The sequence below is a fragment of the Luteimonas huabeiensis HB2 genome, assembly GCF_000559025.1.
In the GTDB taxonomy this organism is placed as follows: Bacteria; Pseudomonadota; Gammaproteobacteria; order Xanthomonadales; family Xanthomonadaceae; genus Luteimonas; species Luteimonas huabeiensis.
On the sequence record NZ_JAAN01000042.1, the window covers coordinates 18,775 to 42,253 of the forward strand.

At 72.9% G+C, this 23,479-nt stretch carries 21 protein-coding genes; 7 read left to right on the forward strand and 14 right to left on the reverse strand.

Translation table 11 applies throughout. From position 1 onward, the window contains the following. Positions 1 to 12: 12 nt before the first annotated feature. The 4 genes from Z164_RS0116670 to Z164_RS0116685 all read right to left on the reverse strand — a co-directional run bounded on the left by Z164_RS0116670 (position 13) and on the right by Z164_RS0116685 (position 4,511). A complete protein-coding gene (locus Z164_RS0116670; protein ID WP_024891815.1) occupies positions 13 to 2,112 on the reverse strand; it encodes a prolyl oligopeptidase family serine peptidase in 2,100 nt (699 codons plus the stop codon). A gap of 100 nt (positions 2,113 to 2,212) precedes the next feature. Next, positions 2,213 to 2,542, reverse strand: coding sequence for a hypothetical protein (locus tag Z164_RS0116675; RefSeq protein WP_024891816.1), 330 nt, complete (start codon positions 2,540 to 2,542; stop codon positions 2,213 to 2,215). Positions 2,543 to 2,632: 90 nt separating this feature from the next. After that, the gene (locus Z164_RS0116680) at positions 2,633 to 3,541 is read right to left on the reverse strand and encodes a patatin-like phospholipase family protein (protein WP_024891817.1); all 909 of its coding nucleotides are present in this window, start codon (positions 3,539 to 3,541) and stop codon (positions 2,633 to 2,635) included. Position 3,542: 1 nt separating this feature from the next. Then, positions 3,543 to 4,511, reverse strand: coding sequence for a helix-turn-helix transcriptional regulator (locus Z164_RS0116685; RefSeq protein ID WP_024891818.1), 969 nt, complete (start codon positions 4,509 to 4,511; stop codon positions 3,543 to 3,545). Between the two features lie 190 nt (positions 4,512 to 4,701). Here Z164_RS0116685 and Z164_RS0116690 point away from each other — a divergent pair, with 190 nt between their 5' ends. From Z164_RS0116690 to Z164_RS0116710, 5 genes are all read left to right on the forward strand, one after another. After that, on the forward strand, positions 4,702 to 4,929 hold the full coding sequence (locus Z164_RS0116690) for a hypothetical protein (protein WP_024891819.1): 228 nt from the start codon (positions 4,702 to 4,704) through the stop codon (positions 4,927 to 4,929). 164 nt (positions 4,930 to 5,093) lie between these two features. Beyond that, positions 5,094 to 5,837 (forward strand): hypothetical protein, encoded by a 744-nt coding sequence (locus Z164_RS0116695; RefSeq protein WP_024891820.1) that lies wholly within the window; start codon positions 5,094 to 5,096, stop codon positions 5,835 to 5,837. Between the two features lie 15 nt (positions 5,838 to 5,852). Further along, a complete protein-coding gene (locus tag Z164_RS0116700) occupies positions 5,853 to 6,446 on the forward strand; it encodes a hypothetical protein (protein ID WP_024891821.1) in 594 nt (197 codons plus the stop codon). A 102-nt stretch (positions 6,447 to 6,548) separates the two neighbouring features. After that, entirely contained in the window at positions 6,549 to 7,232 is a 684-nt protein-coding gene (locus Z164_RS0116705; RefSeq protein ID WP_024891822.1) for a DUF481 domain-containing protein, read from the forward strand. Between the two features lie 49 nt (positions 7,233 to 7,281). Further along, complete coding sequence (locus Z164_RS0116710) at positions 7,282 to 8,043, forward strand: DUF481 domain-containing protein (protein WP_043690587.1); 762 nt, start codon at positions 7,282 to 7,284, stop codon at positions 8,041 to 8,043. Here the strand turns inward: Z164_RS0116710 and hemC are convergent. From hemC to Z164_RS0116755, 9 genes are all read right to left on the reverse strand, one after another. Beyond that, positions 8,028 to 8,942 (reverse strand): hydroxymethylbilane synthase, encoded by a 915-nt coding sequence (hemC, locus tag Z164_RS0116715; protein ID WP_024891824.1) that lies wholly within the window; start codon positions 8,940 to 8,942, stop codon positions 8,028 to 8,030. The two genes, Z164_RS0116710 and hemC, sit on opposite strands and share 16 nt — an antisense overlap. Before the next feature lie 51 nt (positions 8,943 to 8,993). Beyond that, positions 8,994 to 9,722 carry a LytR/AlgR family response regulator transcription factor gene (locus tag Z164_RS0116720; RefSeq protein WP_024891825.1) on the reverse strand — a complete coding sequence of 243 codons (729 nt, stop codon included), beginning with the start codon at positions 9,720 to 9,722 and terminating at the stop codon, positions 8,994 to 8,996. A gap of 108 nt (positions 9,723 to 9,830) precedes the next feature. Beyond that, on the reverse strand, positions 9,831 to 10,886 hold the full coding sequence (locus Z164_RS0116725; RefSeq protein WP_024891826.1) for a sensor histidine kinase: 1,056 nt from the start codon (positions 10,884 to 10,886) through the stop codon (positions 9,831 to 9,833). A 21-nt stretch (positions 10,887 to 10,907) separates the two neighbouring features. After that, on the reverse strand, positions 10,908 to 11,576 hold the full coding sequence (locus Z164_RS0116730; RefSeq protein ID WP_024891827.1) for an alpha/beta hydrolase: 669 nt from the start codon (positions 11,574 to 11,576) through the stop codon (positions 10,908 to 10,910). A gap of 82 nt (positions 11,577 to 11,658) precedes the next feature. After that, on the reverse strand, positions 11,659 to 13,578 hold the full coding sequence (mdoH, locus tag Z164_RS0116735; protein WP_024891828.1) for a glucans biosynthesis glucosyltransferase MdoH: 1,920 nt from the start codon (positions 13,576 to 13,578) through the stop codon (positions 11,659 to 11,661). Positions 13,579 to 14,045: 467 nt separating this feature from the next. Further along, a complete protein-coding gene (locus tag Z164_RS0116740; RefSeq protein ID WP_024891829.1) occupies positions 14,046 to 14,540 on the reverse strand; it encodes a YciE/YciF ferroxidase family protein in 495 nt (164 codons plus the stop codon). Positions 14,541 to 14,818: 278 nt separating this feature from the next. Continuing rightward, on the reverse strand, positions 14,819 to 15,685 hold the full coding sequence (locus Z164_RS0116745; protein ID WP_024891830.1) for a ribonuclease H-like domain-containing protein: 867 nt from the start codon (positions 15,683 to 15,685) through the stop codon (positions 14,819 to 14,821). Then, positions 15,682 to 18,093: a DEAD/DEAH box helicase gene (locus Z164_RS0116750; protein WP_052338501.1), complete on the reverse strand. Its 2,412-nt coding sequence runs from the start codon at positions 18,091 to 18,093 to the stop codon at positions 15,682 to 15,684. Before Z164_RS0116750 ends, Z164_RS0116745 begins: the two co-directional genes overlap by 4 nt. Before the next feature lie 100 nt (positions 18,094 to 18,193). Then, positions 18,194 to 18,718: an FAD-dependent oxidoreductase gene (locus Z164_RS0116755; RefSeq protein ID WP_024891832.1), complete on the reverse strand. Its 525-nt coding sequence runs from the start codon at positions 18,716 to 18,718 to the stop codon at positions 18,194 to 18,196. Positions 18,719 to 18,801: 83 nt separating this feature from the next. Between Z164_RS0116755 and Z164_RS20850 the strand changes: the two genes are divergently transcribed. After that, positions 18,802 to 19,500: a hypothetical protein gene (locus tag Z164_RS20850; RefSeq protein ID WP_152540989.1), complete on the forward strand. Its 699-nt coding sequence runs from the start codon at positions 18,802 to 18,804 to the stop codon at positions 19,498 to 19,500. After that, positions 19,497 to 19,814, forward strand: coding sequence for an excalibur calcium-binding domain-containing protein (locus tag Z164_RS0116765; RefSeq protein ID WP_024891834.1), 318 nt, complete (start codon positions 19,497 to 19,499; stop codon positions 19,812 to 19,814). Before Z164_RS20850 ends, Z164_RS0116765 begins: the two co-directional genes overlap by 4 nt. A gap of 276 nt (positions 19,815 to 20,090) precedes the next feature. On the opposite strand, the gene Z164_RS0116770 is transcribed toward Z164_RS0116765, so the two are convergent. Further along, entirely contained in the window at positions 20,091 to 23,231 is a 3,141-nt protein-coding gene (locus tag Z164_RS0116770; protein WP_024891835.1) for a DEAD/DEAH box helicase, read from the reverse strand. Between the last annotated feature and the right edge of the window lie 248 nt (positions 23,232 to 23,479).

Genomic DNA, 23,479 nt, shown 5'->3' on the forward strand with positions numbered 1-23,479 from the left:
GGCAGCGGGCGGCTACTTCAGGTGCCGCCAGAGGAAGGTGTAGTACAGCGCGTCCATGTGCGCGGCCTGGCGGTTGTTGGCCGCGCCGCCGTGGCCGCCTTCGATGTTCTCGTAATAGCGCACGTCCTTGCCGGCCTCCGACATCAGCGCATGCATCTTGCGCGCATGGCCGGGGTGGACGCGGTCGTCGCGGGTCGAGGTGAGGATCAGCGTCGGCGGATAGTCCTTCGCCGGGTCGAACAGGTGGTACGGCGAGAACGTGCGGATGTAGGCCCACTCCTCCGGCACGTCCGGGTTGCCGTACTCGGCCATCCACGAGGCGCCGGCCAGCAGCTTGTGGTAGCGCTGCATGTCCAGCAGCGGCACCTGGATCACCACCGCGCCGAACAGCTCCGGGTACTGGGTGAGCATGTTGCCGGTCAGCAGGCCGCCGTTGCTGCCGCCGCGGATGCCCAGGTGCGCGGGCGAAGTGACGCGGCGGTCGATGAGGTCCTGCGCCACCGCGGCGAAGTCCTCGTAGGCCTTGTGGCGGTTGGCCTTCAGCGCCGCCTGGTGCCAGCGCGGGCCGTACTCGCCGCCGCCGCGGATGTTGGCCACCGCGTACACGCCGCCCTGCTCCAGCCAGCCCTTGCCGACGCCGCCCGAATAGCCCGGCGTCAGCGAGATCTCGAAGCCGCCGTAGCCGTACAGCAGGGTCGGATTGCGGCCGTCGAAGGCCAGGTCCTTCGGCCGCACCAGGAAGTACGGCACGCGGGTGCCGTCCTTGGAGGTCGCGAAGTGCTGCTCGATCTCGTGACCGGAGGCGTCGAAGAACGCCGGCATCGCCTTCAGCGGCTCCGGCGCGCGGCCCAGCTCGACCAGCGAGAGGGTGCTCGGGGTCAGGTAGTCGGCGACCGTCATCCACACCGCGTCGGATTCGTCGCTGTCCACCGCGCGCACCGACACGGTGCCGAACTCCGGCGCGCCGACGAACTCGCCGCGGGTCCAGCCGTCCGGGCCCGCGGTCAGCACGCTCAGCCGGTTCTTGACGTCGTCGAGCACGTTGAGCACGAGGTGGTTGCGGGTGAAGGTCGCGCCCGCCAGCGAGGTGGTCTCGGTGGGCTCGAACAGCACCTCGAACTCGCGCGCGCCGGCCAGGTAGTCGTCGAACTTCGCCGCCAGCAGCGAACCGGCCGGATAGGTGCGGCCGCCGACCTCCCAGGGTTCGCGCAGCTCCAGCGTCAGCCACTCGCGGTGCACGCCCTTGTTGGCGGAGTTGGGGGCGTCGATCCGGGTCAACGCGCCGTCTTCGCCGCGCAGGTACAGCTCGTCGTTGTAGAAGGCGATGGTGCGGCTGACGAAATCGCGCTCGAAACCGGGCGTGTGGTCGCGCATCGCGGCGATGTACATGTCGTCGGGGCGGCCCTCGTAGACCACCCGCGCCTGCTCGATCGGGGTGCCGCGCTTCCACTCCTTGACGATGCGCGGATAGCCGGACGCGGTCAGCGAGCCCTCGCCGAAATCGGTGTAGACGTAGACCGTATCGCGGTCGATCCAGCCCAGGCCGCCCTTGGCCTCCTCGCGGAAGAAGCCGTCCTCGACCCAGCTCCGGGTCTCGAGGTCGAACTCGCGGGTGACGTCGGCATCCGCGCCGCCGCGCGACAGCGCGATCAGGCAGCGGTCGTAGTCGGGGCGCAGGCAGTCGGCGCCGTGCCAGACCCAGTTCTCGCCCTCGGCGCGGTTGAGCGCATCGAGATCGAGCAGCACCTCCCACGCCGGCTGCGGCTTGCGGTATTCCTCCAGCGTGGTGCGGCGCCAGATGCCGCGCTCGTGGTTCCGATCGCGCCAGAAGTTGTAGTAGTAGTCGCCCTGCTTGACCACCTCGGGGATGCGGTCGTCGGAGTCGTAGATCGCCAGCAGCTCGGCCTCCAGCCGGCGGAACTCGGGCGTCTGCGCTAGCTCGGCCTCGGTCTTGGCGTTCTGCTCGCGGACCCAGGCCAGCGCGCGCTCGCCCTCGACGTCCTCGAGCCACTGGTACGGATCGGTCATGGCGGTCTCCTCCTGCGCCCGAGCGCCCGCGACCAGCCCGAACGCGAGCCCTGCGGCCAGGCACAGTTGCGACAACTTCGGCATGCGGCCTCCCTTGGCGGTGTTTGCGGAAACCGCGAACGCTAGCACACGCGCCGGCGCCGGCCGCCGTGCCGGAGGTCCTGCCCCGGCCCGCGGCGCGGGTTCAGGCCGCGCGCGGCAGGGCGCGGCGACGCGGGCGGACCGCGCCCCGGGCCGGTGCCGTGGCCGCCCGCCGGCGGATCGACGGCACCGACGGGGCCGTCATCCGCGGCGGCGCCCGCAGCCGCGCGCGCAGCGCCAGCGCGGCCAGGCTGGCCAGCGGCATGCCGATCAGCCACAGCGGCATCGCGCCCACTGGCGAGGCCAGACTGCGCGCGGCCGGCAGCGACAACATGGCCACCGCGCCCAGGAACAACGCGCCCAGCAGCCACCGGCGCAGCAGCGGCAGGGCATCGTCGAGGTCGGCACGGGCATGGGCATGGGGACGGGACATGGCGGGCTCCGGGAGGGTGGATGGCGCCAGCCTCCCGTGCCGCCGTCGCACCGGCTGCGATCCGTTCCCGGCAGCGCCGGCCGGCAGCCCTCAGTACCCGGCCGCGTCCAGCGCGCGCGTCGCTTGCGCGCGGCCCAGGTCGATCAGCTCCGCGGCGCGCCAGAACTCGTAGAACTGGCAGGCGTCGCGCGGGATGCGGATCACCAGTTCCGGCGGGTCGAGCGCGAGCTGCACGCGGGCGATCTGCGCCTGCATGGTGTCGAGGGAACGCGACATCAGCTCGGTGAAGCCGATGCCGCGCGCGTCGCGGCTGGGGCTGCCGAAGCGCCGCGTCCAGCGGCTGAGCAGGGCCAGCGGCGAGGGGCCCGGCGCTTCGGCCTCGGCTTCGACCGGTTCGCCGGCGGCCGGCGCGGGCTGCGCCAGCCGGCCGAGCGGGCGGCCCGACAGGCCGTGCATGTCGACCGCGATCAGCCGCTGCGCGCCCGACAGCCGGGTCGCGGTGATCGGCAGCGGCGCCAGCACGCCGCCGTCCACCAGCTCGCGGCCGCCGAGCACGTGCGGGGTGAACACCCCCGGGATGGCGATCGAGGCGCGGATCGCGTCCCACAGGTCGCCCTCGCGCAGCCAGACCTCGCGCTCGCGGCGCAGGTCCACCGCCACCGCGGTGAAGTCGATCGGCAGGTCCTCGATGCGCGGCTCGCCGGTCAGCGCGCGCAGCGTCTGCATCAGGCGCTCGCCGCGGAACAGCGCCGGCCCGCCGAAGCCGGGATCGAGCAGGCGCAGGATGTCGGCGCGGCTCATGCCCAGCAGCCAGTCGCGGTAGACCTCCAGCCGCCCGGCGGCGTACAGGCCGCCGACCAGGGCGCCGCAGGAGGAGCCGGCGATCGACTGGATGTCGAAGCCGCGCGCCTGCAGGACCTCGATGACGCCGATCTGCGCCAGCCCGCGCGCCCCGCCCGCCCCCAGGACCAGCGCCACCGCCTCGCCGGACGTCGCCATGTCAGCGCTCGTAGTTGGTCAGCGCCAGCTCCAGCAGGCTGCGCGCCTGCTCGCGCAGCGAGGCGGGTTCGACGATGGTGGCGTCGGCGCCGTAGTGCAGCACGTCCATCAGCAGTTCGCGCGAGGAGCTGTAGGGCACCTTGAGCTCGTAGCTGCCGTCGGACAGGAAGCGGCCCTGCTGCTGCGAGTGCCAGTGCTCGTCGGCCACCCAGCGCGCGGCCTTGGCGTTGAAGCGGATGGTCGCCCAGCCCTTGGGCTCGCCGGAGAAGATGCCGTAGCTGCCGGCCAGGTGGCGGTCCAGCTCGGCCTCGTCGATGTCCTGCGCGGCGGCGTCGAGCACGCGCGCGCCGCCGATGCGGTCCACCGAGAAGCTGCGCAGGCCGTCGCGGTCGTGGTCCCAGGCATCGAGGTACCAGTTGCCGCGGTAGTGGGTGATCCGCTGCGGCGAGACCGTGCGGCGGGTCTTCTCGTCGGTGGAGCGGGCACGGTACTCGAAGCTCAGCCGCTTGCGCTCCAGCACCGCCGAGCAGACGAAGCGGAACGCCTGTTCGTCCATGCGCCGCGAGTGGTGCGGGATCACCCGCACCCGGTCCACCGGCCAGTGGCGGCCGGAGGAGTGTTCGTCGAGCAGCTTCTCGATGCGCTGCTGCAGCGGCGCCAGCGCGCTCGACAGCACGCCGCCGCCGCTGCGCGCGAGCAATTGCTGCGCGGCCAGCAGCGCGTGCAGCTCGTCGGAGCTCAGCCACAGCCCCGGCAGCTCGAAGCGGTCGCCCTCCTCGGCGTCGTAGCGGAAGCCGGCCTCGCCGTCGCCGACGATCGGCGCCATCAGCGCGTCGCGCAGGAAGGCGAGGTCGCGGTAGACGGTCGCGCGCGAGCAACCCAGTTCGTCCTGCAGGCGCGCCACCGTCACCGGGTAGCGCGCGCTCTTGAGGGTGCGGTGCAGCGAAAGGATGCGTTCGTATCGGTCCATGGCGCCATTATGCGGCCTGCGTGCGACCGCGCGCGGGCCGGCCCGCGACGCTGCGGGGCGGCCGTCGCGGGCGCCGCCGGCCCGCCCGGATCGGGCATGATGCGCGCATGCCGACCGTCGCGCCCGCGCCCGCGTCCCGCGCCCGCCCGGCGCGTCCGCCGGGCTTCGGCGGCGGCCGGGGGCCTGCGCCGTGAGCGGCCTGCGCCGCGCGCTCGGCGCTCTGTGCCTGCTGCTGGCGGCGGTCGCGGCGATCGCCGGCGCGCTGGCCATCGTCGCGCCGCACCTGTTCCCGGCGCCGCCGCCGGGGCCGCTGTCGCCGCCCTCGCCGCGCTGGCGCGGCGCGCTGGTCGTGCTGTTCGCGGTGCTGGTCGCGCTCTACGGGCGCCGGCTGCTCGATCGCGGCGACGATCCCCCTTGAGCGCCGCCGCCGGCGGGAATGTGACCCGCGACCTGGGCGCGCGCCCGGGGAGGCGGTATGGTGCGGCGCGGACGCACCACGGGGAGACGCTCGGTGCGGCCGCCCATCCACACGCGGACCCATCCGGCGCCGGCGCGAGCGCGCGGCGCCCCAGGACCTGACGCATGCCCACAGCCTTCCCGGCGGTCCTGTCCGCCACGTTGTCCGGCGCCGGCTTCGGGCTGCTGGCCTGGCTCGGCCTGTCGATCGTGCTGCTGCACGCGCGCGCCGACTTGGCGGCGGCGCTGTCTCCCCTGCAACTGTGCGCGCTGATCGCCGGGGCGGCGCTGGCGGCGACCGCCCTGCCGGCCCGGACCGGCCCCTCGCGGCGCGCGCGCCTGCGCCGGGCCGCGACCGGCGGCGCGCTGCTGGCGGCGGCCGCCACGGCGCTCGTGCTGGCGGCGTGGCCGCCCAGCGCCGATCGCGCGCTCGCGCTCGGGCTGCTCGGGCTGCTGCTGGTGGCTTCGGCACTGGCCGCCATCGCCTGCGCCGGCGTGGGCGCCGGTCCCGAACCGCCGTCGGCGCTGGCGGTCCGCCTGCTGGCGGCGCTGGCCCCCGGCCTGGGCCTGCTGTTCTGGCTGATGGCCCTGCTGCTGCCGATCGGCGGTGCGGGCGGCGGCATGCCGTCGATCCTGTGCCTGCTGGGCGTGCTGCTGGCCGCCTGCGCGGCCTGGCGCTGGCAGGTCACCCCCGGCGGCGCGCCGCCTGCGCGGTGGCGCCTCGCCGCGCTCGCGCTGATGGCCGGCGGCCCGCTGCTGGGCTGGGGCCTCGCGGCGCTTGGGCTGCCCGCATCGCTGCTGCTCGCCTGTGCCACCCTGTCGCTGATCGCCGGTGCCGGCCTGGAACGCCGCTTCGCACCTGCCCCCTGACCCCTGGAGCCCGTCATGCCCGTCTGCCGCCCCCTTCCGTTCGCCGCTGCCCTGCTCGCCGCGGCGCTCGCCGCCTGCGCCGGCCGGGTCCCTCTGCCCGACACCGAGGGCATGGAACAGATCGAAGCGACCCGGCTGACGGCGTCCGGCACCATCGTCGCGCTCGACGCGGCGCGCCGCCTGGTGACCGTACGCAGCGATGGCGGGCAGGCCCTGCAGGTTCACGCCGATGCCTCGGTGCGCGGCTTCGAGCGTCTGCGCGTCGGCGACGTGGTCACCCTGGACTACCTGCTGGCGGTGGCCGCCGACATCCAGCCGGCCGGCAGCCTGCCTCCGGGCGCCTACCTGCAGGAAGCCAGCGAGGCGCCGCGCCACGCCGGCCGGCCCGGGCGCCGGCTCGCCGAACGGGTCACCGTGGTCGCGCCGATCCTGGCCGTGGACCCGGCCGCCAACACCCTCACCATCGAGGCGCCGGGCGCGCGCCCGGTGACCCTGGCGGTCGAGACGCCCGAGCATCGCGCCGCACTGCCCGGGCTACGCGTGGGCGACCTGCTGCGGGTCGCCTTCACCGAGGCCGTGGCGGTCGACATCCGCCCCGGCGGGCGCTGACCGCGAGCGCCGCCGGCCACCGCAACGTTCGCCGGGGTTGCCCCTGAATGCGTTGGGATTCATACTGCATTCGTCTGAAAACGTTTCCAGAGAAGGTCGTTCATGTTTCCCGGTTGGTGGCTCGCGGTCGTCGGGCTCCCCGTCTTCACCCAGCCCCTGCCCGATGCGCTGAAGCCGGCGCCGATCGCGCTGGTGCTCGGCGAAGTCTCGCTGCGCGCGCCCTGCTACCGGCTGGTGTGCCGCGATGCCGAGTGGACGGGGCAGCGGCCGCGCGCGCTGCCGCTGCCGCCGCCGCCCGGGGCCGCGGCCAACGTGCGCCGCAAGCAGGCGGCGACCCAGCGCCTGGCCTACCGCCGCCTGATCGACCTGTACACCCCCGCCGCCGCGCGCGACCGCGTCATCGCCTATGCCCGCAACTGGCGCGTGGACACCACCTATCGCCTGGACGCGGTGCGCGAGCAGGACACCAGCCTGCAGGTCGAGCTGGGCACCGGCTACCGGATCGAGCCCTATACCGACTACGGCACCGCGGTGCCCGGCGTGGTCGCGCGCGGCGGTTTCAGCCTGCGCCAGCGCTTCGGCGACAAGGCGCTGTGGAACCAGCGCGTGCTGTTCGAGACCGGCCGCGAGAACACCTACGTGCGCCAGACCATCGGCCTCGACGTCTACCTGCTGGACAACTGGACGCTGCACTCCTCGCTGGAGATGTGGCACGACACCGCCGCCGATGGCGGCCAGGGCCGCACCGAACGCTCCGGCGAAGTGCGCCTGCGCTACGCGTTCTGAAGCCCTGCCCGGGCCGCGCGCCCATCCGATCCCCGAGGACCCCCGCACGATGCCCATGCTGCTGCCCGCCCTGCTGCTCGCCACCGCCCTGCCCGCCGACAACATCGATGCGGTGGTCGAGGACACCGGATGGCGCGGTACCGGGGAACTGGGCTTCGCGATGGCGCGCGGCAACAGCCGCTCGGAAAGCCTCAATACCCGGCTGTCGTTCGAGCGCGAGAACGCGCGCCGCAAGCACCAGCTGCGCGCCTCGGCGCTGCGTACGCGCAGCGACGTCACCGCCGACTTCGACGGCGACGGCGAGCCGGAGACGCGCTACGAGGTCACCGCCAACCGCTACGACGTCGGCGCCTCCACCGCGCTCAAGTTCGACCCGCGCCGCTACATGGTCGGCGCGTTCCGCTACGAGAACGACGACTTCTCCTCCTACGAGTACCAGGGCACCGCCTCGATCGGCTACGGCCACTATTTCCTGCGCAACGAGCGCACCACGCTGCTGACCGAGATCGGCCCCGGCTACCGCCGCGCCCACGAGATCGGCGGCGACGTGCAGAGCGGCGTGTTGCTGCGCGGCCTGGTGGACTTCAAGACCCAGCTCACCGAGACCACCACGCTGGTCAACACGCTGCTGGTGGAAGCCGGCGACGACAACACCTACGCGCAGAATGACTTCGGCGTGGCGGTGGCGATGAATGCCGCGCTGGCGCTGAAGGCCGGCTTCCAGACCCGCCACAACACCGAGGTCGACGATCCGCAGACGCGGCGGACCGACACCCTCACCACGATCAACCTCGTCTACACGTTCAAGTAGGCGGCCGCGCCCGCGGCCAACAGCCGCCGCGCCACCTCCTCGCCCAGCGCCTGCGGCGCCGCGCGCGCGCCGGTGGCCTCGGCGCGCAGCGCGGCGCCGTCCTCGGCGCGCCCGACCAGCCCGCGCAGGTGCAGCCGCTCGCCGTCGAGCGCGGCCAGCGCGGCCACGGGCACGTGGCAACTGCCGTGCAGGGCGCGGTTCATCGCCCGCTCGGCCTCCACGCAGGTGCGGGTGTCGGCGTCTTCCAGTGCGGCGGCCAGCGCGACGGTGTCGATGTCGTCGCGCAGGCATTCCACCGCGATCGCGCCCTGCGCCGGGGCCGGCAGCCATTCCGGCGCCTGCAGGCGGTAGCGGATCCGCTCGCCCAGGCCCAGGCGCTCCAGGCCGGCGCAGGCCAGCACGATCGCGTCGTACTCGCCGGCATCCAGGCGCGCCAGGCGAGTATTGACGTTGCCGCGCAGGTCGCGCAGCTGCAGATCCGGGCGCAGCGCGCGCAGCTGCGCCTGGCGCCGCAGCGACGAGGTGCCGACCCGGGCGCCCTGCGGCAGTTCGGCGAGATTGGCGTAGCGACCGCTGATGAAGGCATCGGCATGGTCGGCGCGCACCAGCACCGCCGGCAGCGCGAAGCCCGGCTCCAGGTCCATCGGCACGTCCTTGAGCGAATGCACGGCGCAGTCGGCCTCGCCGCGCTGCATCGCCAGCTCCAGCTCCTTCAGGAACAGGCCCTTGCCGCCGATCGCCGCCAGCGAACGGTCGAGCACCTCGTCGCCGCGGGTGGACATCGGCACCAGCGCCACCTCCAGCCCCGGGTGTGCGGCGCGCAGGCATCTTGCGACGTGTTCGCTCTGCCAGAGCGCGAGCGGGCTTTTTCGGGTGGCGATGCGCAGGAGGGACTTCATCGGCGCATTATCCCAGAGCGCACGGCCGCGGCGCGGCTCGCGGCGCCGGCCCTACAGCCGGCGGATCAGCTCGCGGACCTGGGACACGCAGCGGCGGCTGATCTCCAGCGGCTGCGGCACGTGGCGCAGCACCGCCTGCACCTGGCCGGGACGGCTGCGGCGCATCTCGACCAGCTCGTGGCGGGCGACCAGGCAGTTGCGGTGGATGCGGATGAAGCGCTCGCCGAACTCGTCCTCCAGCGACTTCAGCGATTCCTCGATCAGGTCCTCGCCGCGGGCGTGGTGCACGACCACGTACTTCTCCTCGGCCTGCAGGTAGCGCACTTCCTCGATCGGGATCAGGCGCAGGCTGCCGCGCAGGCGCGCGCACAGGTGCGTGCGCCGGTGCGCGTGGCCGGCCCCGGCCGCCGCCTCGCGGCCGAGGGTGAAGGTGCGCGCGCGCTCCAGCGCGGCATGCAGGCGCTCGGCGCGCACCGGCTTGAGCAGGTAATCGACCGCCGCCGCCTCGAACGCCGACAGCGCGTGCGCGTCGTAGGCGGTGCAGAACACCACCGCCGGCCGCGGCTCGAACGCGGCCAGGTGGCGCGCCGCCTCCAGTCCGTCGATGCCGGGCATGGCGATGTCCAGCAGCACCAGCTCGGCGGCGTGCTCGGCGCAGGCGTGCAGCGCCTCCTGGCCGTTGCCGACCTCGGCCACCAGCCGCACGCCGGGCTCGTCGGCCAGCAGGTCGCGCAGGCGCTCGCGCGCCAGCGGCTCGTCGTCGGCGACGACGACCTTCATGGCCGCGCCCGGACGGCGCGGCGCGGCGCGATCGTGGTCCTTCGGGCCCGCATGGCATCCGCCTCCTCATCCCCTCGCGCGCATTCGCGCGGCGCCGCCGTCGACCGGTCAGGTCCCCGGCCGGTCGCCGAGCGGCAGCTCCAGCGTGCATGCATAGTAGCCCCCGTCCCACCCGCCGGTCATCCGCGCCTCCGGGCCGAAAGCCCAGGCCAGCCGGTGGGCGACGCTGCGCCGGGCGTGCCCGGCACCCGCGCCGCCGCTGTCGCGCGCGGCGGGCGGCGGCGACGGATTGCGCACCCCGACGTGCAGGCGGCGCGCGTCCGCGCGCAGGACGATCTCGATGGTGCCGCCCTCCGGCAACCGCGAGATGCCGTGCAGCACCGCATTCTCCAGCAGCGGCTGCAGCACCAGCCGCGGCATCGGCAGCGACCACGGCAACGGCTCCTCGCGCCGCCACGCCACGCGCAGCCGCTCGCCCAGCCGCAGTTGCTCGATCGCCAGGTAGCGCTCGACCAGCTGCACCTCCTCGGCCAGCGTCGCGCTGCCCTCGCCGGCGGTCAGCGAGGCGCGGAACAGGTCGGCCAGATCGAGCACGGCGCGCTCGGCGACCGCCGGATCGCGGCGCAGCAGGCCGGCGATCATGTTCATGCTGTTGAAGAGGAAGTGCGGACGGATGCGCGCCTGCAGCGCGTCGGCCTCGGCGCGCGCATGCGCGCTGACCTGCGCCTGCCACCGGTCGGTCACGTAGAAGTAGCGCAACGCCAGCGCGGCGATCAGCGCGGTGACCGCCGCCGAGCCGGTGGTGAAGCGCCAGAACCCGGACCACGCGGCCGCAGCGCCCACGCTGGCGTACAGCCCGTGCACGATCGCCGCCGCAAGCCACGCCACGCCCGCCGCCAGGGCCAGCGCGGCGAGCGCGCCCAGCCGCATCGGCAGCCGCGACAGCGCGCCGCGCGACACGCACAACAGCACCGAGACCGCCAGCGCCAGCCACAGCGCGTAGCCGCTGACGCTCAGCAGTTGCGGCAGCGTCCACGCCGGCCGCCCGTCGGGCACCAGCGCCACCACCACGACAACCAGTTCGGCCAGCCCCAGCATCGCGCCCACGCGGCGCAGCCGGCACAGGTCGGGCAGCCACGGCTCGGTCGCGCGCGCCTCGTCCATTCCCCGTCCCCAGGCGCCCGGCTACCCCGCCGCGAAGCGCGCCGACAGCCAGTCGCCGAGGTCGGCGATCTCCTCCATGCACACCGCGTGCTGCATGGGATAGGTTCGCCAGTCGACCTGGAAGCCGAGCGCGCGCAGCGCCTCGGCGCTCTGCTGGCCGGCGGCAAACGGCACCACCGGATCCTGGGTGCCGTGGGCCATGAACACCGGTTGCCGCTGCGCGCCCGCGGCGAGCGCGGCCGCCGCGGTCTGCGGCGCCGGCAGGTACGTGGACAGCCCGACCAGCCCGGCCAGCGGTTCGGCCCGGCGCAGGCCGGCGGCCAGCGTCACCGCGCCGCCCTGGGAGAAGCCGGCCAGCACGATCCGCGAGGGCGGCACGCCGCGCGCGCCCTCGCGCGCGATCAGCGCCTCGACCTCCGCCACCGAGGCCAGCACGCCGGCCTCGTCGGCGCGCTGGGCCAGGTCGAGCGCGCGGATGTCGTACCAGGCGCGCATGCGCATGCCGTTGTTGATCGTCACCGCCCGTACCGGCGCATGCGGGAACACGAAGCGCAGCGCCGGCCAGTCGCCGCGCACCAGCTCGGGCACGATCGGGGCGAAGTCGTGGCCGTCGGCGCCCAGGCCGTGCAGCCAGAGGACGGTCCACTGCGGGTCGGCGGCGGTTTCGCGTTCGAAGGTATCGAGCGGCATTGCGGTCCTGCGGGGTCGGGCGGAGGCGACAGGGTACCGGGCCGCGGCCGTCCGTGCCGCGCGGGCGCGGCACCGGCCGGGTTCAACCGCCGCGGCGCCGCGGCGCGCGCGCCGAGGACGGGTGCGGCTCGGCGCGCAGTTCGCTGGCGCGCACCAGCACCTCGGGCGGGTCCAGCTCCTCGGGGGTGCAGAAGATGCGCCGGCGCTTGAGCCATTGGCCGGCGGCCGTCGAGGACGTCAGCATCACGATCGGGATCGAGCACACCAGGCCCAGGATCACCGGCGACATCCACGCCGCCAGCCCCGGCGAGATCGCCAGCGCCGCGACCAGCGCCAGCAGGCCGAGCAGGGTGGTGCCGCCGTAGGTGCGCAGCAGCGAGGACAGCGGCTGGGTGCCGTCGTCGCGGCGCTGCGAGTCCCAGCCGGAGTCCCTGCCCGCCAGCACCTCGGCCACGCCGCGGCACTGCACGTACATCGTGACCGGCGCCATCAGCGCGGCCAGCACCGTCTCCAGCAGCACGCCCGCCGCGGCCCGCAACGCCCCGCCGCAGCCGCGGCGCATGTCGCGGTCGAGCACGGTGGCCAGGTAGCCGAACAGCTTGGGCGCCAGCAGCATCGACATCGTCAGCGCGAACACCCACAGGAAGCGGTCGGCGTCCTGCTGCATCCAGTAGCGCCCGGCGGAATAGCCCTGCCCGGGCTCCATCGCCAGCAGCGGCAGCGCCAGGCCGACCAGCATCAGCATCGCCCACAGCGGCGCGGTGAGGTAATGGCCGATGCCGATCAGCATGTGCCAGCGGCTGACCCAGTGCAGCCCGCGCGCCACCAGCACCCCGCCGTGCTGCAGGTTGCCCTGGCACCAGCGGCGGTCGCGCACCAGCATGTCGGTCAGCGAGGGCGGTCCTTCCTCGTAGCTGCCCGGCAGGCCGGGCACCATGTGCAGGGCCCAGCCGCCGCGGCGCATCATCGCCGCCTCGACGAAATCGTGGCTGAGCACATGGCCGCCGAACGGGGTGGGGCCCTCCAGCTTCGGCAGCCCGCAGTGCGCGGCGAAGGCGCGGGTGCGGATGATCGCGTTGTGGCCCCAGTAGTTGCTCTCCGCGCCGTGCCACCACGCCACGCCGTGGGCGATCACCGGCCCGTAGACGCGGCCGGAGAACTGCTGCATGCGCGCGAACAGGGACTGGCCGTTGACGATGACCGGCAGGGTCTGGATCAAGGCGACGTCGTCGTGCCGCTCCATCGCATCGGCCAGCCGCACCAGGGTCTGGCCGCTCATCAGGCTGTCGGCGTCGAGGATCAGGAACTTCGGCCAGCCGCCGCCCCAGCGGCGCACCCAGTCGGCGATGTTGCCGGCCTTGCGCTCGCGGTTGTCCTCGCGGCGCCGGTACCACACCCGAATGCGGTCGCCGATCCGCTCGCGCAGCAACGCGAACTCGGCCTCCTCGGCGGCCTGCAGCTCCGGCTTGCGGGTGTCGCTGAGCACGAACACGTCGAACAGGTCGGCGTGCCCGGTGGCGATCAGCGATTCGCAGGTGGCCTGCAGGCCGGACATCAGCCGCGCCGGATCCTCGTTGTAGGTCGGCATCAGCAGCGCGGTGCGCTCGCGCGGCGTCGGCAGCGGCGCGCGCGGATCCAGCCCGAGCCGGGCCGGGCGCCGCTGCAGCATCACCAGGAAGCCGGCCAGCGTGCTCACGAACGACTGCACGATCCACGCGAACAGCGCCACGAAGATCACCAGCAGCACGCCCTCGGCCACGCTGATGCCGCCGGCGCGCAGCAGCCACCAGATCTGGTAGGTCGCCACCAGCGTCAGCGCCGCCGCGCCGCCGATCACCGCGGCGCGCCGCCAGGCCATGCCGCGCGGCGTGGTCGGCAGGCGGCCGGGCGGCACCCGGCCGGCATGCAGCGGCCGCACCGGCATGGCCATCGGTGCTTCGGGCGGCATCCGGGCGGCAGCGGCCGGCGCGGGGGCGCGCGGCGGCGAGGTCGTGGGGCTCATGCGCGAGGGGATGGCGTGGAGAACGGAAGGCACGGCGCGCGGACGGCGGACCGGACCCGGGGCGACTGGCGATGGATCACGCGCGCTCCTGCTGCGGACAAGACCGACATGATGCCCGCACCCCGCGTTCATTTTTCGCAAATCCGGAGCGATTCGCCTCCCCGCGCTCAACCGCGGGACAGCTTCGCGCGCCTGCAAACGTTTCCGGCCGCGGGCGAGCCGCAGCGATGGCGACGCGCCGCGCGCGACGATGCGCGGCAGCACGGCGCCGAGGTCGTGCGGGCCTGCGATCGGTCGGCGTCTTCCCTCGCCGTCCGCAGGCCGCGCTGGAAGTCGGCCGCCGGCGTGCGCCGGACGACGCCGGCCCTGGGCGTCCCATCCTGTCACGCCGGCCGGGCGGCATCGGCCGCGACCGGCGCAGCGCGCGCCTGCGGGAGCGCGGCCCGCAGGCGCGCGCTGCGTGCGGATCAGGCCGCCGCGGCTTGCGCGTTGCCGCCGCCCTCGGCCAGCAGCGTCAGCTTCTCGTCGGTGGCCTTCTCCTCCTCCAGCGTTTCCTTCAGCAGCTTCAGCGCATCGGTATAGCCGAGCTGCTTGGCCAGCGCGCACAGGGTGCCGTAGGAGGCGATCTCGTAGTGCTCCACCTTCTGCGCGCCGCCGATCAACGCGGCGTCGCGCAGCGGCCCGGCCTCGATCGTGTCGATGACCTCCTTGCCCTCCTCGATCAGGCCCTCCATCGCCGCGCACTTGATGCGCTTGACCCGGGTTTCGAGCAGTTCGACCACGCGGTCGATGCGCTCGATCTGCCCCTGGGTCTCCTCCAGGTGGGTCTCGAACGCGGTCTTCAGCTCGGGGTTCTGCGCGGCGCGCGCCAGCCTCGGCAGGGCCTTGGTCAACTGCTTCTCGGCGCTGTAGATGTCCGACAACTCGTGGATGAAAAGTTCTTCGATCGTGGTGACGGCCATGGGTGTCTCCGCAAGCGAATCGATGAGGGGATGCGATGCCGCCGCGCCCGGCGACGGAGCCAGACGCTACGCGGGGCGGGGTGATCGCGTGGTGACTCCTGCGCATGCCTTTCGTTAGCCGGCGAAGAACCGCAACGCCGGGACCGCGCCCGGCCGGGAGCCGGCGGCCCGGGCGCCGAGAGCGACGCCGCCATGCGCACTCATGCCGCGCCGCGCGGGTTCGGCCCGCGGCCCCGGGCCGCGAGCGCCGCACGAAAAGCGGGACCGCCCGGCCGCGCTCAGGACGCGTCGGCGAGCGCCTCCAGCAACCCGCACAGGCTGCGCAGGTCCTGCGCGTTGTGCAGCCCCACCCGCCGCAGCTTGGCGGCGCTGCCGCCGCGCAGGTAGTGCAGCCAGGCAGCGGGCGCCTCCGCGCCCGGCAGGTCGTCCTCGCGCAGCACGCCCAGCAGCTGGCGCTCGGCGGTGGCGAGCCGGCAGTTCGGCCAGACGTTGCGGTAGCGGCGCCGCATCGGGTGCAGCAGGTCGATGTGGCCGCAGGCCGGCAACGGATCGGCCATGCGCGCCAGCCGATAGCGCGTGCTCAGCAGCGGGCGGTCGTAGCTCTTGCCGTTGTAGCTGAGCAGCACCGTGTCCGCGCCGATCCAGCCGGCGAAGGCCGCCAGCATGGCGCGCTCGGCGGCCAGGGTGGCGATGGTGAGCTGGCGCAGGCGCAGGCCGCCGTCTCGCCAGTCGGCCGCGCCGATCATGAAGGCGCGGGTGCCGGTGCCGCCGGCCAGCCCGGTGGTCTCGGTGTCGAACGCCAGCACGCGCGCGCGCGCCACCTCGCCCTGGCCGATGCCGTGCAGCGGCAGCGCCTCGCCGGCGCCTTCCCAGGGGATGCGCTGCTCCAGGTAGCGCAGCCCCGGCGCGATCTCCTCGCCCGGCAGCGCGCGGTCGGCGGCGGGCGCCGGGCGCAGCGCCGGCTGCGGGCGCAGGTCCAGCAGCCGGCGCAGCTGCGCGGCCGGATCGGCGCGGCGCGCGGGCGCCGCTGCGGACATGGGCGGCGTGGGCGGCACCGGCGACCGCGACGGTGGCGCGGGGCGCGACGGCACCGAACCGCCGGCCTGCCGCCGCAGCCCGGCCAGGCGGCTGGCCAGCGCGCTCAAGCCGCCTCCCCCAGCAACGCCAGCACGCGCTCGGCCTGGCGCTTCGGGGAATCCTCGCCGGCGTCCTCCTGCGCGGCCAGCACCGGCCCCACGCAGGCGGGGCAGCCGGCGGCGCAGGCGCAATCGCGCACCAGCTCCACCGCGCGCGCGTGCAGTTCGGCGCGGCGCTCGAACAGCGGCAGCGACAGGCCCACGCCGCCGGGATAGTTGTCGTAGAGGTACAGCGTGGGGACGAAGCCGCGGCTGGCGTCGGGCGCGCCCGGCCGGCCCTCGGCATCGCGCCACTGCCCGCGGCCGGCGGCGTCGGCGCTGGCGAACCAGGCGCCGTCGCCGCTGCCCACCGCCTTCTGCAGGTCCTGCGGCTCGGCCATCACCAGCAGCTGCGCGACCAGGTGCAGCGCGTGCGCCGCGCCCAGGAACCCGTCGAGCGCGTGCTGGCGGCTGTCGAAGGCGGCGTCCAGCACCGCCTGCGGCAGCTGCCACCACGCCGCGGTGGTGTGCAGCTCCTGGTCGGGCAGGTTGACCGGGCCGTAGCCGATGTTCTCGTGGGTATGGAAGCGGATCTTCTTGTAGCCGGAGACCCGGCGCACCACGTGCACCTCGCCGTGCAGCGCGCGGCCCTCGCCGGCATGGGCGCGCTCGGCCTCGTCGAGCACCTTCAGCTTGGTGTAGTCGATGGCGTCGGTGTAGTAGTCGACGTGGGTGCGCCGCACGTAGGCCTTGCGGCCGTCCCAGTCCAGCCGCTCCACCTGGAAGGGCTCGGACTGGATCATGTGGATCGCGCCCTCGTACAGGGTCAGCGCGGCGGCGGAATAGTCCACCTCGGCGACGATGGTCTGGCGCCCGTCGGTGCGGTCGACGACCACGAAGTTGCCGTCGGCCACCGCGCGCAGGCTGACCGCCTGCGCCGGGTAGCTGTCGGCGATCCACTCCCAGCGCTCGCCCTCGTGGTGCAGCACGCCGGATTCGGCCAGCACCTCCAGCCACGGGCCGGGCTCTACCGGCCCGAAGCGGTCGCCGTCCACGAACGGCAGCTCGAAGGCGGCGCAGCGGATGTGGTCCATCAGGATCAGCGGCTGGTCGGGCTCGATGCGCGCGTGCTCGGGGTTGGCGTCGGCGAAGAACTCCGGGTGGCGCACGATGTACTGGTCCATCGGCTGCGAGCTGGCCACCAGCACGCCGAGCGAGGGCTGCTGGCGGCGGCCGGCGCGGCCCAGCCGCTGCCAGGTGGCCGAGACGCTGCCGGGATAGCCGTTGAGCACCACCACGTCGAGGCTGCCGATGTCCACGCCCAGCTCCAGCGCCGAGGTGCTGACGATGCCGTCGATCTCGCCGGCGCGCATCGCGCGCTCCACCTCGCGCCGCTCGGTGGGGAGATACCCGCCGCGGTAGGCGCGGATGCGGCGCGGCTTGCGCGGGTCGTGGTCGAAGACCTCCTTCAGGTACTTGGTCAGCACCTCCACCATCAGCCGGGTCTGGCAGAACACCAGCGTCTTCAGCCCGGCCTTGATCGCGATGCGGGCGATGCGGTTGGACTGCGAGCGCGCCGAGGCGCGCAGGCCGAGGTCGGGGTTGACCACCGGCGGGTTCCACAGCAGCACGTGCTTGTCGCCCCGGGGCGCGCCGGACTCCAGCACCGCCTCCACCTCGTCCTCGACCAGCGCCCGCGCGTGCTCGGCGGCGTTGCCGATGGTGGCCGAGCACAGCACGAACTGCGGGCGCACGCCGTAGAAGGCGCACACGCGCTTGAGCCGGCGGATCACGTTGGCCACGTGCGAGCCGAACACACCGCGGTAGGTGTGCACCTCGTCGATCACCACGTAGCGCAGGTTCTCGAAGAACTGCGCCCACTTGGTGTGGTGCGGCAGGATCGCCCGGTGCAGCATGTCGGGGTTGCTGACCACGATGTCGCCGTTGAGCCGGATCGCCTGCCGCGCGTCGCCCGGGGTGTCGCCGTCGAAGGTGGCCGCGCGCAGGCCGAGCTGGCCGGCGCGGTTGAGTTCCAGCAGCTCGGCCACCTGGTCCTGCGCCAGCGCCTTGGTCGGAAACAGGTACAGCGACTTGCCGCCCGCCTCCAGCGCCGCGGCCACCACCGGCAGCGTGTAGCACAGCGACTTGCCCGAGGCGGTCGGGGTGGCCACCACCACGTGGCGCCCGGCGCGCGCCGCCGCCCAGGCCCGCCCCTGGTGGCTGTACAGCCGTTCCAGGCCGCGCGCGCGCAGCGCGTTGGCCAGCGCCTCCGGCAGGTCGTCGGGGAACGGCACGAACGCGCCCGCCTGCCCGGGCACCAGCAGGCTGCCGGTGATGCGCTCGGCGTAGCGGCGGGTCAGCCGCTCGGCCAGCCCGCGCCCGCCGGCGGGGGCGAGCGCGCGCTCGGCGGCGACGGGATGGTCGGTGGCGCGAAGGATGGCGTTCAAGCGGCGGCCCGGCGGCGGAGGGGCCGGTGTTGTAGCCGCGGCGCGTCTCAGCCGGTGAGTCTCGGCGGGGCCTGCGCCGGTGCCGGGCGGCTCAGGCGCGCGGCGCGAACGGCAGCGCGTTGTGGGCGTGGGTCGCGGCGACCGCGGCCTGCCCCACCGCCACCGCGATCTGGTTGAGGCCGCTGACCACGTCGCCGATCGCGTACAGCCCGGGCACGCGGGTGCGCTGGTGGCGGTCGACCCGCAGCGCGCCGTCGTCCTCGGCCGGCAGGCCCAGCCCGCGCAGCAGCGTGTTGCGGCCCGCGTAGCCGAGGTAGGGGTAGACGGTGTCGAAAACGGCCTCGGTGCCGTCGGGCGCGCGGTAGCGGCAGCGCACGCCGTCGAACGCCAGCGCGCCGCCGGCCGGCAGCACCGCCATGCCGAGCGCCCGGGCCTCGCGCAGGGCATGGCGACCGGGCGCGCGGTCGGCCGGCAGCAGCGCGACGTGGGCCGAGTAGCTGCGCAGGAAGCGCGCGTGGCCCAGCAGCCCGCGCGCCGGACCGTAGATGCCGATGCGCTGGTCGCTGGCGATCGTGGCGCCGACGCCCTTGGCCTGCGCGCGCAGGCGCCCGAGCAAGGCGAGGCCGGCGCCCCCCTGCGGAAACCCGGGGCAGTTGCGGCTTTCCGGGATGAGGCCCGAGGCGGGACAGCCGTCCGTGAATGGCCCGCTCGGAAAATTCCTACAGCACGGCGCGGCATTTTCCGAATGACGATCGTCACATTCCGGCGCAAGCTCTCGCGCACCGGCCGATCCCGGCCGGCACGACGGGCGTCCGGGCGCTCCAGGGGACCCTCATGAAGCACCTGTTCGCGCTCGTGGCCGCGCTCGTCCTGGGCGGCTGCGCCTCCTCCCACATCCTGGTCGGCCAGGCGCGCCCGCCGATCCCGCCCGAACAGGTGCGGCTCTACTTGCAGCCGCCGCCGGTGTACGAGGAAGTGGCGATCCTGGAAGCGAGCGATGCCGCCTCCTGGGCGATTACCGCCCAGCAGAAGACCGACAAGGTCGTGGCGCGGATGAGAGCCGAGGCGGCCCGGCTCGGCGCCAATGGCATCGTCGTGCGCGGCGTCGGCAACCAGTACGCCGGCAGCATCGGCATCGCCAATGCCTGGGCCGGCAACGGCAGCGCCTGGGCCCTGGGCAGCAGCAGCGCTCAGTACGACAAGATCGGCAGCGGGCTGGCGATCCACGTGCCGGACGGTGCCGATGCGACCGCGGCGCCGGCCCCCTCGGCCCCAGCCATGGCCGCCGCTGCGCCCGCACCGCAGCCGACGACCGCCCCGGCTCCGCAAGCCGCCCGCAACGAACCCGATCCGGCCAAGCGCTGCGACGCCTGCGCCCGCATCCGGGTGCCGGAATGATCCGCGCCTGCGCCGCCGCGGCCCTGGCGCTGCTCGTGGCCGGCACGGCCTCCGGCCACGGCGGCGGGCTCAATGCCGAGGGCTGCCATCACGACCGCAAGAACGGCGGCTACCACTGCCATCGCGGGCCGAGCGCCCCGGCCCCGCGCAGCGCCTTCGGCCCCGTCCAGCCGCTGGGCCCTGGCGGCGGCGGCGACCGCCCCTACGCCAACTGCGCCGAGGCGCGCGCGGCCGGCGCCGCCCCCGTGCGCCGCGGCGCCCCCGGTTACGGACCGCACCTGGATCGCGACAACGATGGCATCGGCTGCGAGTGACCAGCACCGTGGCCGCGGGCCGATCCGCCCGCTCGCGACGCGTCCGTGCGTAGCGGATCGCCCCACCGCAGGATCATGGCGGGTCGCTAGCGTGGCGGCATTGGCCGAGCCCGCCCAACCGCTGCCCGACGCGCCCACGCTGGCCAAGCCAGTGGACGAGTATTCCCCGGCAGGCTGCGCCGCGAAGCGCGCCGCTGCCGGCGCTGTCCCCTCTGGCGCGACCCGACCCAGGACGACGACGGAGCAACCTGGCCCGCTCGTTCGGGGTCGCGCGTCTCACCCGAGATGAAGCCTGTCGAGCCGTTTGGCCAGGACATCGAAGTACTGCCGCCTTGCCCAGTCGGCACGTTCTCCCACGACATAGAGGCGCGTCTCGGCGCGGCTGACCGCCACGTTCAACAAGTTCGGGCGCGATGCCGCCCAGTCGCGCGCGCCCGCGGTGCCGCCTCCGAGCACCAGGATTACGACCTTGGCCTCCTTGCCCTGCGTGGTGTGGATCGTGCCCACGCGCTCCGGATCGAGTCCGTAGCGACGGCCGATGTTCTTCAGTTCGCGTACGACCTCGCGGAACGGCGAGATCAAGAAGACCTTGTCCTTCGGCACTCCATGTGCCTGTAGCAGTGCATCGAGCAAGGCTCGCAGCGCCTCTCCCTCGGCCGGCAGCCAGTTGCCGCGCGGCGCGGACTTCGGCACGTCGATCCACCCGCTGTCCGGCCAAGTTGATGTATACGCCTGCTTGTGGTGCACCATCAGCCCTTCGTAGGCGATCTCGTTGCAGATCGAGAACATCGGCTCGTCGCAGCGACGATGCACCCGCAGAGGCGCGCCAACCCAGATGGCGTCGTCGTCCTTGCCGATCCACGTGCCGATCGCCGCCGCACGATCGGCCACCTCTTGGATCGAGGTACGGCCCGGATGCCAACGAGGATCGACACCCCCATAGTTCTTCGCCAGCGCCATTTCGATCGTACGCGGCAGGGACACGACCGGCTCAAGCTGAAGCGGGTCACCGACGGCCACGACCCGCCGGGATCGCCAGATGGCGCCGGCCGCTAGCTGCGGCGCTGCCTGGCCCGCCTCGTCGATCAGCAGCCAACCGATGCTTTCCGGACCGAGATTGCCGAACAGGCTCCCGGTGGACGCGAAGGTGGTCGAGATGACCGGACAGACCAGCGCCAGACTGTCCAGCGCGATGGAACGCACCCTGACATCCGGGATGCCGCCCCCCAGCATGTCCATGGCGAGGCCGAGATTGGCAAGCATCTTGTGGGCATTGTCCTCGACGAATGCGCGATGCAGATTCATTGCCGCAATGAAGACTTCGATGCGTGCCGCCCGCCAAACCGGGTGCGCCCATGGGCTGGAACGTTCCCGATCCTGGTCGTCCGCCATCGTGGGCGGCCAATGCGCTCCCAGTGCCTCCTGGGCTTCGGCCAGCGCGGCCCTTGCGGAGGACAGGCGCTTCGAAATCCGCTCCACCTCGCGCTTTCGATCCGATGCCTGCTCGTCGAGGTGGACAAGTTCCAGTTCCACCTGCCGCCTACGCTCGCCCAGGCCGTGCAGCAGGCCCTCGGCTTCCTTCCGCCGGCACCTGTAGGTGTCCAGTTCGTTCCGCCACTCGCGGTGCGAACGGCCCAACGTCGAGAGCCACTCCAGCAACCCGGGGCGGATGTCGCGAAGCTCTTTGATGTTGCCTTCATACTGCCGCAGGGATCGCCCTGCCACGTCCAATTCACCAGCCAGGGCATCAAGATCGGCTTGGAGTTCGGCTCTGCGCGCGGTAACCACGGCATCGGACTCGATCTGGGCCAGGCTCTCTTCGAGCTTCGCGACCTCGACCGGCATGGCGCTGAGAACACCTATCTTCCGGCGCCATCGCGCCTCGTCGGCCAGAGCGCGCTCGAACTGCGAGACCGCCTCGTCCCAGGGCAACGCCGCCGTCGCCTCGCCTTGCTTGACCGCCAGCAGGCGCTCGCGCAAACCAGGCATACGCGCTCCGCCATCGCTCTTCTGCCACCAAAGGGTGCCCACGAAGTCCGTGCGATTGCTCTTGTTGCCGAGTTTCCCGGCCACCAGTGCCCAAGCGGGAGTACCGATGAGTTCGCTTGCCAGGTCGGGATACGCAATGGTCTTGCCATGCCAGGTCGCATGGATCGCTTGCGCCTTCGGCAGCTCCAGCGACACGTTCTCGACCGCACCGTTGTTGCTGGAAGCGACGACGATCGCGGAGCCGGAAAGCGCCGCATCCAACGGAAAATAGGGAATCGTACGCCCGCCCACTTCTAGGGACTGCCTCCGCCCCAACAGCTTCGCTCCGCCTGCTGCCAATCGTTTGGCCCGCTCGACGACGACGGCGGCCACGATGTCGCGTAGCAACGTGGTCTTGCCCGTTCCGGGCGGTCCGTTGATCGCGAATGCGCCCGGACGATCTCGCAGTTGTTTCCAAAGTGCGTTCACTGCGATCTGCTGGCTCCAGACCAGCGGGTGTTCGGCGGGCCAGCAGCCTTCAGGAAAGCCCGCCGGGTCCAGGATCTCGAGCGCGCGCGCCTGATCGCGCCGGACATCGATTCTCCTGGAATCGGACGCCGAACCGAGCATCGCCCGCATCGCGTTTCCGGTCTTGCCCCAACCGGCAGCAAGCAGGCGGTTCAGATCCTTGATGAAGAACGAGTTGAGGAAATCGTCCTCGGTTCTGTCACGGGCACCGACATCGGCCTGGGGTGTCTTCGGGCGGCGTACTTTGACCGAACGGATCCGGTGCATGGGCTCGGCATCAAACAATTCCTCCAGACGAAGCTTCTCGACCACCAGCTTGGCGAACGCCCCGAACCAGGCACCGCAGACCGGTTCATTCTCCTCGAGATGTCCGACACGCCAAGCAAGTTCGTCGCGCAATGCATCCAGTTGCCGATCGAAGCCGGGAAATCCACTGTCCGAAGCCGGGATGTCGAGCGCGTCCTCCGGCGCATGCAGGCCATCGACGTCGCAGGCGTCGCGATCGGACAAACCAGTGAGCCCTCTCGCACGCACGATACCGAACGCCCATGCCGCCATGCTGACCGCGAACGTCTCCACCAGCGGACGACCGCTTTCGTCGAAGGCCAGGTAAAATACGGACGATTGTCCGCTCTGCCGCTCCTCGTATAAGGCTTCGGACCTGCCCAGTCGCTCCTCGAGCAAGGCGATGAACCGGGACTGCTGATACGCCGCGCCGTACACGCTGTGGCGCCACATGCAGGAGGGCGCGATTCTGCGCTCGGCGAATCCTGGATCGAGCCATGCTGGAAGACCGTCCGGCGCCCAATCGCGGACTGGTAAGCCGGGGTCGTCCGGCGCCTTCCTGGGTATGTCCTGAGGCGTGAATACCTCCACCGCGCGCCAGAATCCGATCAGTTGGTCGTAGGTCTTCTTATCCATGATTCGACCTGCCCTCGCTGACGACAGTCTAGCAATGGCTCAGGCGCGGATGGCGGCGCGGGGCCGTTGCTGCACTCGGGCCGTGCGCATCGCCTTGCACAACCATTCGCCCGCGCCCCTGTCGCTGAAGCGAAGCGATGACTACCGCTCCACGTCACGCCCGCTTCTGGAACGCGCCTTCGCCGCCTTCCAGGATGTCGAAAACGGCTTTGCGATGTCCTTGTCTCCAATCCGTCGGATCGATGGGC